We start from the raw sequence: 13,157 nt of genomic DNA on the forward strand, positions 1-13,157 counted from the left end.
TTCTAAGCTAGTTTTAACTGCTCAATGTGTTTGCTGATTTTATCTACCTTTTCAGACCAGAAGGCAATTGCTTTGGGAATATCTACCATTTTGGTTTTTCTTGTACCAGAAACAAAATCTCGCGGAACTCTGTAAATCGGCATCGCATTTTCTCTCCAAAATTCTTTCTTCTCTGCATTCGATTCGGGCTCTTCTTTAGAAGACCAAAACCTGCGTTGCTCAATATAATCTTGCAATCTGGTTTCTAATACCTTAATTAAACTCTGCTTATCTCTCGGAATGTAACCCGGACCAGTACAACCACAAGAGTGAAAAGTAATACCAGTTGTATACAAATCTTTTATGTGCTGCCAAGCTTTTACATCTTGCTTTTTAGGTGCTTCAAAGTCTAAACCCATGTTGGCCATTAGCTCCCCACACTCTGGGCATTTCGCCGGAATTTCATCTGCTTCTCTTGCAGCTTTTCTCCTAAAATCCACCTTTAATGGACGCTTAAAAGTCTTTCTGCAATTGAAACAAGCATAGTGTGGTTTATAAGTAGACATTCCGTAGCGACACATAATAGCAACTTTTAAATTGAAATCAAATTAGTAAGATAACCCGACTTTAAAGAAAATTATCCCTAAAGACGGAAGTTTTTTCAGCCGCAATCCCAATTGTACAAAACATCAGAGAAGTCTAGCTTTTTTAGAGCTTCCTTTTTAATAAAAAAATTACCGACTCCAACATCACCCCACATTAAAAACTTATCTTCAGAATCTAACTGAAAGAGCAATTGATATTCTCTTAATGTTTTTTTCCATATCCTTGGATCTTCTTGAGTAAAATAAGCATAGCCTCCTATTCTATGACCTACACTTGAGCAGTAATCAGAATAAACTTTCCAAGCAGTGTCTGGATCATCAAAACTCTCAAAAAAATCAAAACTGCTTTGACCAAAAAATTCTTCAAAGTGAACATCTGATACAGGTACATAACACACATCTTTTTTAAATGTTAATTTGTATTCTCCAGTTAAAACCGGATAGACATCATCACTTTTTAGTAAGTCTTCTATTAAAGAAAAATCTGTTTGCAAACCTGAGTTTTTAATTTCCTTATGATAAATCACTTTAAAACCTTCTTGTCTTGTGGGGTTGTTAAAGTTTAAACCATATAAATCATCCAAAGCAATAAAAAACTGTAGTAATCCAGTTACTGGATAATCGGGAATATGTGGTATTTCTGCAAAATTGAGCTGTGCTAAAAGCATCATCGGATTACCCTCATTATCAAGCGGATAATCTATGCCAATTGGTAAATAAGGATTGCCACCTAGCTTACTCGTTGTAATTGGTATATCAATTTCTCCATTGGTAATTTCTACATTTATATAATCCAATTTGGATTGCTCGATAATATGCTGATATTCTTTTAACTCTTCTGGAAATTCCATTTTTGTCGGTTTTTGATCACTATTTACAAACAATCGCCAAAATAAAACAGGGTTGAAGCACAAAAAATCTTGAAGTAACAAATAATTATACCATGATTTATAGCATGTTAAACCTTCGCTTTTCCTGTGATAATAATTGGGTTATCAGTATCGTCTATATTGCTATTTATTTCTTCCCAATAGCTTTTTTGCTCCGCTGTTAAATTACCCTCTTTGAGCGCTTCTTCTATTAACTCTTTAACCTCAAAAGCATCAAAAGTGCGAATTAGATTGCCGTTTGATGCAATATTTAGATAAGATATTGGAAACTTTATACCTTCATATTCACAATACACTTTACTAAACTTCACAGTCGAATTATCACTATTATCAAAAACAAAATGTTCATAATCTGACATAGTCAGAGAAACAGAATTAGTAGACACTTCTGTATGATAATCGTATTTTCTCAGATAAAATTTGTCTTTATATATATGTGCTAGAGATGCACTAGAACCTAAAGTTTTATTACCATCCTTTTTTATCTTTTTTAATCCAAAAAGTAAAAATGGTTTCATTTCATCGCCTTTTATCTGATAGATTGAATCTGAATTAGACCTTTGTAAGAGTATATTGCTACTCTGGTATTTGGCAAAATATGGAGAATTGTATGCCGCCTTTTTATGATTAACTTCTAGCTCATTTTTTATTTGATTCAGTATCTTGCCATCTAAAGACTGAGTACGATATAGAAAATCATAAGAAGCAGTTTCGTGAGCCATAAGCGCTAATGTGGCATCATCCATCAACAAGATACCTGATAGACTCCCCTTTGTTTCGAAAGGAATACTTTCTTCAAACTCACCTGTTTCGAGATTGAATTTAAAAATTCCATCTTGCCCTATATCATGATACAAAAAGATTTTTTCTTGCTCATCTACAACCCAATTGTCAATCCTTCTAAATTCATTTGGACCTTCTCCTCTTATAGCAATTGTTTTGAGAAATTTACCATCAGCAGTAAAATACACTAGTTTGTCTTCATCTTTAGCAACAATGTACTTATCACCTATAAATCCAGAAAAATATGCTAACAATATATCCTCATTCGATTCTAACTGAATCAATTTTATATCTTTTACAATTTCATTTACAGCTAATTCAATTTCTTCAAAATCACTTGTGAGATCGATGTTTAAAACACTCGTTTCGATTGTATTTGAGCTTTCTTGCTTTGGTGAACAAGATGCTAACACGACTAATGAAATGAGAAATAAAGCTTTGGATTTTAATAGTTTCATGGAAGTTAAATGTTCATTATTCTATATTAAATTTTAGCAGTTTAAGGTCATCATCTACAAAACCTATAGCATATATATTCTCTCCTTTATCATCTACTGCCATGCCATATGCATCAACATCTAAATAATACTTATTTACAAACCTACCCTCTTTATCACTCACCCAGACTTCATTAGACATAGAAGCACTTTGCTTATGTTCTAAAAACGATTTGCCTGAATACAAGTAATAAACATTTTCATTAGATGTGCAGAGAGATTGAAAGGTGTTTTTCTCTTTAGGAGAAGTGGCCGCACCTTGATCAGCCTTTGCATGAGTTTTATACTCTGGAAAATTCTCTTCATTCTTGTATACTAACCTAAGCTCACCATTTTTATATTCAAGAATATCGACAATAAATCCCATAAAACAAGCCGAAAAGGCTTTATTACTTTTATAATCATATCTCAGCGTACCTTGATATGCCCATGCTTTTTTACTATTCATCACAATTACTCCATCATTAGGATATTCAAAAAAGTATCTGGCTTTATCTTTTGTAGTAAGCTTATATCGTCCTTCTTCATAGGAACCTGTTGAAATAAATGTGCTATCGTTAATTAATAATGCTTCCATGGCAAAGCCATTTTCATTCATTTTAGTAATCTCAGGCACATATTTTTCATCTTCATACAGACTATCTACATTATAAGTAAGAATACTTTTCCTATTCGTATCATATATATCAAAGCATCCGGGTTTGTTGCTAATATTAAGTCTATGTGGTCTATTTAATTGATATGGACCATTACCTCTACTTCCCCTTGCCACAAGTATGCTTGGCACAAGTTTACTTGCCACAAGTTTGTTTGTATTTAATTTTAATATATGGATTGGAACCTCTGTTTGTTTTTCAAGAAAAACTAAGTAATTGTTTACATAGATGATTTGATTATATCCACTAATCGCTAAGTTTTCAACTACCTCGTGTGTCAGTTGAACACCTTTATAATCTAGAAAACTACTTATTTTACTTTCTTCTTCTGCACATGAAAAAATCATAAAACTGATAAGTAGTATGTGTATTTGCTTCGGGAAATAGAACTTCATTTGTTAGTTTGTAATTTTAATAATTGATTTTTTAACTGCTTGAAATTGATTGTTCAGATATTTTATAAATTGATTTTACCGGTGATGAGAATCGGGTTATCATCGTCTTTTATTTTGCTATTTAGATCTACTAAAAAGCTTCATACTGCCCATTTTTAATACCTAAATTTAGATGTTAAAATAACTTTACCAAATAAAAGCTATACTTTCGATTTTCACTCCTTCCTTAAGGCTTTTACAGGATTGGCTTTAGCAGACTTGTATGTACGGTAGCTCACTGTTATTACAGCAATAAACAATAGACTTAGTGCTGGAATAATAATTAGGTCGGCACTTAAATCAATCTTAAAAGGATAGTTTTCTAACCAATTACTTCCGCCAAAAAATACAGCTGGAACAGCCAGTAGAATAGCAATAAACATCAATAGCAGATACTCTTTTGAAAGTAATAGCATGAGATTTCCTACACTGGCACCTAGTACTTTTCTTATGCCAATTTCTTTAATTCTGAGTGTGGCTGAATAAGAAACTAGTGCAAATAAACCCAGACAAGCTATCAATATTGCCAAGATAGAAAAGGCTGAAAATAGGTTACCAAATTGCAAGTCTGCCTTATATTGTCGGTTAAAATTTTCATCCAAAAAGAAGTAATGAAAGGGATCATCAGGATAGGCTTTTTTATAGGCAGCTTCTATATGCGCAATGGATTCGGGAATATCGGTTAAATTTAACTTGATTGAAAAAAAAGCGCCATATTGTTGATCAAGCCCATAAACGGTAGGTTTTTGTGCCTCTTTTAATGAGTTCCAATGAATGTCTTTTACTACACCCACAATTTGCATCGTATCTCCTCCAACAATTAAATCTTGGTTTAATGCTGCTTCTGGCGAAGCAAACTCAAAAGCCTTTACACTTTCTTCATTCACAATCACATATTCAACATATGAATTTATATGAGTAGGGATATTTTCCTTTGCTAAAAAATTGAATTCATATGTGTGTAAAAAAGCAGTATCTATAAAAATAGCATAGCAAATTTCCCTTTCTTCGATGAGTTGACCCGGCTTCCACATACTGCCAGACCAAGTATAACCAGTACTTGGAACATTACTAGAAATGGCAACAGATTGTATCGTATGGTGCTGCTCACACTCCGTTGTAAATTGTTGATGCAAAGTGCCTAATATATCTCTGTGATTTTCCAAAATAACCCTTGGCCCGTTTACCACCAATATTTTTTCCATATCGAAACCCAAATCTTGCGACTTCATAAAAGTGATTTGCTTGTAGACCAGATAGGTTCCTGAAATGAGTATGATAGATATTACAAATTGAAAAACGATAAGTGTTTTTCTAAGATTGAAACCTCGCTTTGCACTAACTTTTACTGACTTTAAAACACTTACCGGTCTAAAAGAAGAAAGTACAAAAGCCGGATACAATCCTGAAAGTAAAGAGCCAAAAAGCAGAATGGCTAAAAAGCCTAACCAAAAAGATTGCTCTTGTAGTATGCTAAAAGAAAGGTCTTTCCCGATGATGTTCGCCAACACTGGCAATAAGAAATAAGCAATACCAATGGCTAAAATCGCTGCCACAACATTTACGATAATCGACTCCACCAAAAACTGACTTACCAATTGATTTTGCTGTGCACCTATCGATTTTCGAACTCCCACTTCTTTTGCTCGATGCATGGCTCTTGCAGTGGAGAGGTTTACATAATTGATCCAAGCAATTACCAGAATAAAAACAGCAATAATGGCGAAGTAAGATACATTTTTGAGGTTGCCATTGTTGCTAGCTATTTCACCAATTAAGTCTGCTGAGTTTAAGTGTACATCTGTAATTGACTGAAACCCATTTTTCACTTCTATATTCAATTCTTTGAGTACATCGCCAATATGCGTTTGGGTTATTTTATCAACTTTCGCTGCGGTTTCATCAATATTTGCTGTATGATCTAAAGAAACATAAACGGCAAAGTCTTCCATATCCCAGCCACCACCTTCTCTATACATGCGCCAATGAGACAGCACAAATTCGATAGGCATTAATAAATCGAACTGTAGATGTGTATTTTCGGGAAGTTTTTCGAATACCCCGGTTACTATAAAATCACCAGTTAAACTACCTCCACTCACTCTTAACTCCTTGCCAACCGGATTAATGTCACCAAAATATTTCTGCGCGAGTTGCTCAGTAAGTACTATACTTTGAACCTCTTTGAGCACAGTTTCTTTAGCACCATATTTTAAAGGAAAATTAAAAAGCTCCAGAAAGTTACCATCTACATACCAAACATTATTTTCTTGATGCCGGGCATCGTTTTCTTCATTAATTAGAATTAGACCCAAATTTTGCGGGTTAACTCTCACCATTTCTTTTACTTCAGGAATTTCCTCTTTTATACTCGCTCCCAAACCATAAGTAACATCAATACCTTTGGCTGTTACTTCTCCATTTTCTGAAACAGTTTGAGTAACTCTATAAATGTCCTCCACATCATCATGGAAATTATCATAACTCAACTCAAAATGGATGTATTGATAAATGAGCAAACAAACTCCCATGCCTACAGCCAAACCCAATATGTTTATGCTTGAATAGAATTTTTGCCTTACCAGAATTCTAAAACTGATTTTGAAGTAATTGCTAAACATACCGGAATTGATTAGCGAGTTTTTAAAAAGTGGCCTTATTAAACTTGGTCGCAGCAAACCCAAAACCTGAAATAGATATCTCCATGCTGCTTTTCGCTTGCCATCAGCCAGATTACGTTGATACATTTCTTCCAAGTCACCTTGTATCTCTGTGTAGAAGTCAGGATGGCAAAACCATTTTAATATGCGGGTGGCAAAGTCTTTCAGCATGACTAATTGAATTTAAGTGCTAGTTTTGGAATTGCATTCCATAAACCCATTCGTATTTCTTTGCTTTGCTCTAAAGCAAGTTTGCCATAAGCTGTAATGGCATAATAGCGTTTAGGCTTCCCTCCTCTTTGGGTATTGGCTTCCCCTTCTCGCGATTGCAAATAGCCTTTTTTCTCCATCCTTTTTAAGGCAGATTGTAATGCTCCTACACTCACTTTTCGATGTGCTTTTTCTTCAATAGCATCTTTAATAGCTACGCCGTAAGCCTCATCGTACAATACTCCTACAGTGAGTAATACAATCTCTTCAAATTCTCCTAATGGATATGCTTTCATTCAATTTCTTATTTGTAGTATTGCTAAGATACAAAGATTAAATCAATTTCCTAATTGTAGTATTGGTATTGATAAAAAAATCACTCTTTGAGATGAGAGTGATTCTTCTGAATTACTGATATTTAATCCTATTGGTCTTGTTTTCTTCTGAAAAATTCATGGGATTTTCTGAATACCAACTGAGAAAGCTTTCGTATTTTTCCTCATTCTCGCTCTTCCATGCTTCAAATTCATCAGGAACGCCTTCTTGCATTAACCAGTAGTAATAAGGCTCAAACATTTCATTTTTAATTAATATGTCATGGTAATCAAAAACAAGGTTCGGATACAAATCTTTGTAGTCTTCATTCCATTTTTCTAAAAACTGTTTTCTTATTTTTATGAGATTGGCTAATGTAAATTCTGGATCTACATCTTTATATCCAGCCTCAATTGCCAAATTATGTACTGTCTCAAAAGACATCAATTTGTTTAAAAGATTACCAGAGTTCAAATTATTCATTGAAAGTGTGATGTTGGTAGATTTATGGCTAAAATCAAGATCCCACTTACCATCTTTTATAGGTAAACATGTTCTGTAAATCTCAAATAATGCTTTGCTCATTTGGAGGCTTCGCTTTGTATTTGGCTCTAGGTTTAGAAACATCTCTCCATAATATACTGCCCAAATTTTCTCTTTAGAATCAGCCAATACCTGAGTAGCATAATAATAATTTGATGAATGATCTGGATCGGCTACAATGCCAGCTTCCCAAGTATCAAAAGCCTCAACCCATTTGGATTGGTTGGCTAATACAATTCCTTTTTCCAAATACAATCTGCCCGAAGTTGGAAACTTTTCAAGACCTTTATCATATATCTTAATCCCTTTTTCTGGCTGACCTTTTAAGTCGTACGAGTTTCCAATTAGTTGATACACTTGATCAAAAACATCATCTCTCTTTAATAATGGTTTCGCTACTTTGATGCATTTATCGTAATTCTGCGCTAACTGATAAGCATAAGCCATTTCGTAAGGTATGTTGATGTTGTCTGGATTTAGTTCTTGTGCTTGCTCCAACAAAATAATGGCTTCGTTTATTTTGCCATTGTCCATATAGTTGATGGCTTGGGTAATGGCTTCTTCTGCGTTCTGGCTATTCGATTGCGCATTTACAGTAAGAAAAGAAGTAGTTAACAAAATAATGCTAATGAGATGTTTCATGTTATTTGTGGTTTAGTTTATAGAATTCCAAAAAGAGAGGTTTTCAACTTACTTTAAGGAATTGATATTTTGCCCTTAAATTACCTCCTCGTTTTTGAGTATTCCACACCACTAGAACAAACAAATGTTAACATGAAACAAAGTATTTTCTCATTTTTCGAAGTTATTCCATGCTTTCGGCAGTATTAGAAACTTTTTTGAGATCATGCTCCACCCATACAAGTTCGTCGATATTATAGCCGATTTCTTTGGCTTTGTTGAGGTATTTTTCTTTGATCTGGTCGGGTATGGTTTTCTCTCTTGAGAGTATCCACAAATAATCTAGATTTTTGCCAGCGACTAAAGCATATTTATAATCTTTATCTAATTCAATTACATTATAAGGTGCATAGAAAGGCCCGAAAAAAGAAACCTTTAAAGCAGCAATATCTGCACCACCAGAGAATTTTGCTTTACCAATTGCCTCATCCCATTCTTCTTCCACATAGTTGTAACCTCTGTTTTTTACATTGATGGTAGAGTCTTCATTGAATGAATATTCTGCAGTAGTATTATTCAGGTTGCGTTCAAACTTAAAATCCATGCGGGCAATCTCATACCATTTACCCAAATACTTATTTACTTCGAAAGATGAAACTGGACTGGCTCCTTCGGGAATCGTTTTGCAGGAATTAAATACTATACTTAATAGAATTAGTGATATGCCAGTTAATGCTGATGCTTTATAGCTCATGTTGGTTGTGGTTAAGTTTATCTTATTAAAAGCGAATGCATCTTCCAGCCAAATATTAATAATATTGTGAAAGATGCATTCATTAATATTATATTAATCGTCACCTAAACGATCTTTTACATACTCAAGCTCCGTTTTACCATGTGGTTTAGGGCTACCATTTTCATCAACATTCACCATCACAATCTGATCAATTTTGATAATCGGCTTTCTTGTCATTTTGTTTCTTACCTCGCATCTCAATGTAAGTGAGGTTCTCCCCCATTTTACAGGTTCGATACCTATCTCAACAATATCATTTTGCCTTGCTGACGAAACAAACTCGATTGTCGACATAAATTTGGTTACTACATGGCTGTTTTCTAGCTGTATAATTGTGTACAAAGCGGCTTCCTCGTCTATCCAGGCGAGAAGTCGTCCACCAAAAAGGGTTTTATTAGGATTTAAATCTTCTGGCTTCACCCATTTACGGGTGTGGAATCTCATTTCACTCATTTAATTAATTTGTTGCTTTCAATTAATTAACCCCGCAAAATGGCATTTGTTCCATACATACCCCTAAAATTCGCCCAAAAACAGTCTTTCAATAAAATGGTTTTATGATGCTATTATCAAATTAAATCGACAGATTATTTTTCTGCGTGCAAACCCACTTTATTGCCTTCTGTATCGATAATGGCAGCAATTAAACCTGCTTGTATTTCTATTGGGGGCATTACTATTTTGCCACCGTTTTTCTCCACTTTATCTAATACAACTTGTAAACTTGGGCTCGAATTTATGTAAACCATGGTGCCTGTAGAAGCAGGCTTTACTTCTGCCGATTTGGTAAGTACTCCGGTAACTCTGCCAGATGTGGCTTGTATCACTCCTTCTTTCGATGGGAAAAAAGTAAGTTCTTCATTAGTTTCTTCCAGATAGCGAGTCGTCATTTTTATATCTAGTATGTTTTCATAAAAAGTTCTCGCTCTGTCGATATCCAACACTGGAATTTCAAACCAAGTAATTACATTCGTTTTAGCATCAATCTTCTTTAACTTTTGCATAGGTCTATCTTTTAAAATTCTACATACAGCAAAGTTGAAAGATAAAACATAAACCTACCTGTGACGATCGTCACAAAGCGACTAATTCGTTCTTCGGCTTCTAATTCTACTCAGTGTTTCTCTGGCGATACCTAAATAAGAAGAAAGTTGAGTTAAAGACACACGTTGTAAAATTTGTGGATGATTAGACTCCAAATATTCGTAGCGCTCTTGGGGAGAATATAATTTAAAGAGACTAGCATGTTCTTCTAGTTTTGAAGCAGTCAGTCGAAGACATTTTTTACCCACTGTCTCGATTTCTGGTGCATGCTTACTGGCTTCTATTAACTTTAATTTATCTACGATGATAATGCTTGTAGGCTCACAAGCTTGAATGTTATAAGCAGATTTTTCGCCAGTACCAAAACTATTCATATTGGTTACCACCTCATTTTCGAAATGGAAGGCTGTATTTTTTTCTTCTCCGTCTTTATTGTAAAAGCTTCTGCAAAAGCCAGTTTCTATAAAAAACAGTGCATCACAAACTTGATTTTCTTTTAACAAAAAAGCACCTTTCTCTAACCTTGTAGTAGATAAAGCCGGCAGTAAAAACTGCCAGCTTGTATCTGAGATATTCGCGATTGATTGAATATATTTTAAAAAATTTTGCATGCTACAAAAGTAGCTGAATTATTCATCAAGAAGAATTTTATAGATTTCTGTACTAGAGTCAAATTCATATTCGGCACCTTCCAAAACCACCTCTCTATACACTGTGAACGAACAGCAATCTTCGCTTTTTCTCTCAGCATCTACATAAAATGTAAAGATTTCTTCTCCATCTAATGAAATTGAATATTTTACTTTTTCTGTTTCCCAACCAATTTCTTGAAAGCGAATCATGTTTAAATCATTCTCATCAATAAAAGTGAATGTGGCTGCATTACCTTCAAGTAGGTTTTCTACTTTAATATCTGAAACCGTGTAAGCTCCACTAGTAAATACGTTTTCACCAGTAGCTTTATCCACTATTTCAATCTGAAATAAGTTGGGAGGAGTAAAACATGCTCCACAATCATCTTCTGAACAACCTTGTAGTAAAAGGAAAAGTAGCGAAATGTTTAATAGAAATTTCATAATAGTACCATAATTTTAAACTGTAGTACCAACCACACGGTGCTTAATCTTGGTTTGCTGCATAAAAACACCTTTTTTTAGCTTTTTTTGGGGATTATATATTTGCTAAAGCTTGTTTAATATCTACAATTAGGTCTTCTACATTTTCTATTCCGACTGAGTATCGGATTAACCCCTCTGGTATGCCCAACAACCTTCGCTGTTCTTCGGTCAACTCTACATGGCTTGTAGTTCTTGGAGGGCCAGCCAATGTACTTACTGAACCTAAGCTAGCAGCTAAATGCACTAGTTTCAAGTTCTGCAAAAAGACTTTTACATTCTCGTAGCCACCTTTTAGTGAGAAGCTCATCATACCACCAAAGCCAGACATTTGAGATTTGGCAATCTCGTAACCGGGATGTGTTTCTAAACCCGGATAATACACCACTTCTACTTTGTCTTGCTCTGCCAAAAAGCGCGCGATTTGCATAGCCGATTTGTTTTGCCTCTCGATGCGGAGTTCGAGGGTTTTCATTCCGCGAGCAATAAGGTAAGCGGGTTCGGCTTGTAAACTAGCTCCATTAATTTCTCTAAACTGAAATACCTTTTTTACCAATTCTGCTTTGCCTGCCAGCACGCCACCCATCGCATCGGAATGCCCACATAAGAATTTTGTAGCACTGTGTAAAACCAGATCAGCTCCAAGTGAAAGTGGGTTTTGGTTGATGGGTGTAGCAAAGGTATTATCGACCACTACCACAGCGCCTATCTTCTTTGCAGCAGTGGCTAGTCTTTTTATATCCACTACTTTTAAGGTCGGATTGGTTGGTGTTTCTAGATATAATAAATCACAACCTTTTTCTATTTCAGCTTCGATTTCTTCGTGGTTTGTGGTGTCGCATAGTTTTACATCTATATTATAAGCCGGCAAAAAATCGAGGAAAATTTTGCTAGTTCCACCATAGGTATCTTTGAGGGAAACGACTCTTTTGCCAGCTTGCAAAAAGGCAAACAATGTATTACTAATCGCTCCCATGCCCGTGGCAAAAGAAGTGGCTGCTTCTGCTCCTTCTAACGCTTTAATTTTCTCTTCTAAAACTGCTACCGTTGGGTTTGTGTTTCTACTGTAAATATGTCCGCTTTGCTTGCCGATAGCTACATCGTACCATTCGTCTAAATCGTCGTAAGCGTAAGTTACACTATTGATAATCGGTGGTGTGGTAGTTCCCCCGGGAAATCTTTCTGTCTCTCCTCCCCAAACTGATATAGTCCCTTTTTGTAATTTATCCATGCTGTGATTTTTTGAGTTTTTAGGTTGATTTATTCTTTGAAATAAGGCAAGGCATCCATTTACTGGAATTGCAAAATACAACATTATTAACGCAATCTCAATGATTCGCTTTATAAGTATCCTTTACTTTCCAGTTAATTGGCTCCTTCTTTCTAGTAGTATTGTATCTCGCCAAATGCCATTCATAGCACCGATTTTTTCACGGTAACCTACTTGCCTAAAGCCTAAGTCTTGATGGATTTTTAAGCTGGCTTTGTTTTCTGGGAAAATGGATGCCTGTAATGTCCATATTCCATTAGCTTCGCTATCTTCTATGAGTTTGGCTAATAGTTTTTTGCCAATTTTCTTTCCTCTAAAATCTGGCGAAATGTAAACACTTACTTCCGTTACACCTCTATAAACTGCTCTTGAAGAAATAGGTGATAAAGCTGCCCATCCAGCAATTTCACCTCCCGATTTTGCCAGAATTCTGCATATCTGTAAGTGGCCTTTGTCCCAACTTTCCCACTCGGGTATCTCTTGCTGAAAGGTGGCTTGTCCGGTATCTATACCTTGTTTGTAAATAGTTGCTACAGTTTGCCAGTCTGTAGGTTGCATGGAAGTAAATTCGATATTCATTTGGGGTAATTTTATTTATGCAATATCGAATTTTACAAAGAGAAATAAAAAAGCTATCGTGCTAATAATTTGCTTTTTGAAGCAGTTATTAATGAACTAAAGCTTATTGAAAGCCCAAATGGGTGAATAAATAATTTAAGGCTTATTCAAACAAAAAAGC

The 13,157-nt window shown here is 35.0% G+C and carries 14 protein-coding genes; all 14 read right to left on the bottom strand.

Annotated elements, in window-relative coordinates:
* Positions 1-2 precede the first annotated feature (2 nt).
* A complete protein-coding gene (locus OQ292_RS35570; protein WP_284688912.1) occupies positions 3-560 on the bottom strand; it encodes a hypothetical protein in 558 nt (185 codons plus the stop codon).
* Positions 561-640: 80 nt separating this feature from the next.
* Positions 641-1,435: a YwqG family protein gene (locus OQ292_RS35575; protein ID WP_284688913.1), complete on the bottom strand. Its 795-nt coding sequence runs from the start codon at positions 1,433-1,435 to the stop codon at positions 641-643.
* 107 nt (positions 1,436-1,542) lie between these two features.
* On the bottom strand, positions 1,543-2,715 hold the full coding sequence (locus OQ292_RS35580; protein WP_284688914.1) for a DUF4934 domain-containing protein: 1,173 nt from the start codon (positions 2,713-2,715) through the stop codon (positions 1,543-1,545).
* 16 nt (positions 2,716-2,731) lie between these two features.
* Complete coding sequence (locus OQ292_RS35585) at positions 2,732-3,805, bottom strand: BF3164 family lipoprotein (protein WP_284688915.1); 1,074 nt, start codon at positions 3,803-3,805, stop codon at positions 2,732-2,734.
* A gap of 215 nt (positions 3,806-4,020) precedes the next feature.
* Complete coding sequence (locus OQ292_RS35590) at positions 4,021-6,675, bottom strand: ABC transporter permease (RefSeq protein WP_284688916.1); 2,655 nt, start codon at positions 6,673-6,675, stop codon at positions 4,021-4,023.
* Positions 6,676-6,677: 2 nt separating this feature from the next.
* Positions 6,678-7,010, bottom strand: a complete 333-nt coding sequence (locus tag OQ292_RS35595; RefSeq protein WP_284688917.1) for a PadR family transcriptional regulator — start codon at positions 7,008-7,010, stop codon at positions 6,678-6,680.
* Positions 7,011-7,122: 112 nt separating this feature from the next.
* Positions 7,123-8,214: a tetratricopeptide repeat protein gene (locus OQ292_RS35600; protein WP_284688918.1), complete on the bottom strand. Its 1,092-nt coding sequence runs from the start codon at positions 8,212-8,214 to the stop codon at positions 7,123-7,125.
* A gap of 163 nt (positions 8,215-8,377) precedes the next feature.
* A complete protein-coding gene (locus OQ292_RS35605) occupies positions 8,378-8,947 on the bottom strand; it encodes a lipocalin family protein (RefSeq protein ID WP_284688919.1) in 570 nt (189 codons plus the stop codon).
* A gap of 93 nt (positions 8,948-9,040) precedes the next feature.
* Complete coding sequence (locus tag OQ292_RS35610) at positions 9,041-9,433, bottom strand: acyl-CoA thioesterase (RefSeq protein ID WP_284688920.1); 393 nt, start codon at positions 9,431-9,433, stop codon at positions 9,041-9,043.
* Positions 9,434-9,576: 143 nt separating this feature from the next.
* Positions 9,577-9,993, bottom strand: a complete 417-nt coding sequence (locus OQ292_RS35615) for a VOC family protein (RefSeq protein ID WP_284688921.1) — start codon at positions 9,991-9,993, stop codon at positions 9,577-9,579.
* An 81-nt stretch (positions 9,994-10,074) separates the two neighbouring features.
* Positions 10,075-10,644, bottom strand: a complete 570-nt coding sequence (locus OQ292_RS35620; protein WP_284688922.1) for a Crp/Fnr family transcriptional regulator — start codon at positions 10,642-10,644, stop codon at positions 10,075-10,077.
* 18 nt (positions 10,645-10,662) lie between these two features.
* Positions 10,663-11,109: a hypothetical protein gene (locus OQ292_RS35625; protein ID WP_284688923.1), complete on the bottom strand. Its 447-nt coding sequence runs from the start codon at positions 11,107-11,109 to the stop codon at positions 10,663-10,665.
* 94 nt (positions 11,110-11,203) lie between these two features.
* Positions 11,204-12,379, bottom strand: a complete 1,176-nt coding sequence (locus OQ292_RS35630) for a cystathionine gamma-synthase family protein (RefSeq protein ID WP_284688924.1) — start codon at positions 12,377-12,379, stop codon at positions 11,204-11,206.
* Between the two features lie 123 nt (positions 12,380-12,502).
* Positions 12,503-12,997 carry a GNAT family N-acetyltransferase gene (locus tag OQ292_RS35635; protein ID WP_284688925.1) on the bottom strand — a complete coding sequence of 165 codons (495 nt, stop codon included), beginning with the start codon at positions 12,995-12,997 and terminating at the stop codon, positions 12,503-12,505.
* Positions 12,998-13,157: the final 160 nt, after the last annotated feature.

This window comes from Chondrinema litorale (assembly GCF_026250525.1).
GTDB lineage: Bacteria > Bacteroidota > Bacteroidia > Cytophagales > Flammeovirgaceae > Chondrinema > Chondrinema litorale.

Bases quoted from the DNA above. Each gene is read 5' to 3' on its own strand.
- OQ292_RS35620 (WP_284688922.1), bottom strand. From the start codon at position 10,644: ATGCAAAATTTTTTAAAATATATTCAATCAATCGCGAATATCTCAGAT.
- OQ292_RS35615 (WP_284688921.1), bottom strand. From the start codon at position 9,993: ATGCAAAAGTTAAAGAAGATTGATGCTAAAACGAATGTAATTACTTGG.
- OQ292_RS35605 (WP_284688919.1), bottom strand. From the start codon at position 8,947: ATGAGCTATAAAGCATCAGCATTAACTGGCATATCACTAATTCTATTA.
- OQ292_RS35580 (WP_284688914.1), bottom strand. From the start codon at position 2,715: ATGAAACTATTAAAATCCAAAGCTTTATTTCTCATTTCATTAGTCGTG.
- OQ292_RS35590 (WP_284688916.1), bottom strand. From the start codon at position 6,675: ATGCTGAAAGACTTTGCCACCCGCATATTAAAATGGTTTTGCCATCCT.
- OQ292_RS35630 (WP_284688924.1), bottom strand. From the start codon at position 12,379: ATGGATAAATTACAAAAAGGGACTATATCAGTTTGGGGAGGAGAGACA.
- OQ292_RS35625 (WP_284688923.1), bottom strand. From the start codon at position 11,109: ATGAAATTTCTATTAAACATTTCGCTACTTTTCCTTTTACTACAAGGT.
- OQ292_RS35600 (WP_284688918.1), bottom strand. From the start codon at position 8,214: ATGAAACATCTCATTAGCATTATTTTGTTAACTACTTCTTTTCTTACT.
- OQ292_RS35595 (WP_284688917.1), bottom strand. From the start codon at position 7,010: ATGAAAGCATATCCATTAGGAGAATTTGAAGAGATTGTATTACTCACT.
- OQ292_RS35610 (WP_284688920.1), bottom strand. From the start codon at position 9,433: ATGAGATTCCACACCCGTAAATGGGTGAAGCCAGAAGATTTAAATCCT.
- OQ292_RS35635 (WP_284688925.1), bottom strand. From the start codon at position 12,997: ATGAATATCGAATTTACTTCCATGCAACCTACAGACTGGCAAACTGTA.
- OQ292_RS35585 (WP_284688915.1), bottom strand. From the start codon at position 3,805: ATGAAGTTCTATTTCCCGAAGCAAATACACATACTACTTATCAGTTTT.
- OQ292_RS35570 (WP_284688912.1), bottom strand. From the start codon at position 560: ATGTGTCGCTACGGAATGTCTACTTATAAACCACACTATGCTTGTTTC.
- OQ292_RS35575 (WP_284688913.1), bottom strand. From the start codon at position 1,435: ATGGAATTTCCAGAAGAGTTAAAAGAATATCAGCATATTATCGAGCAA.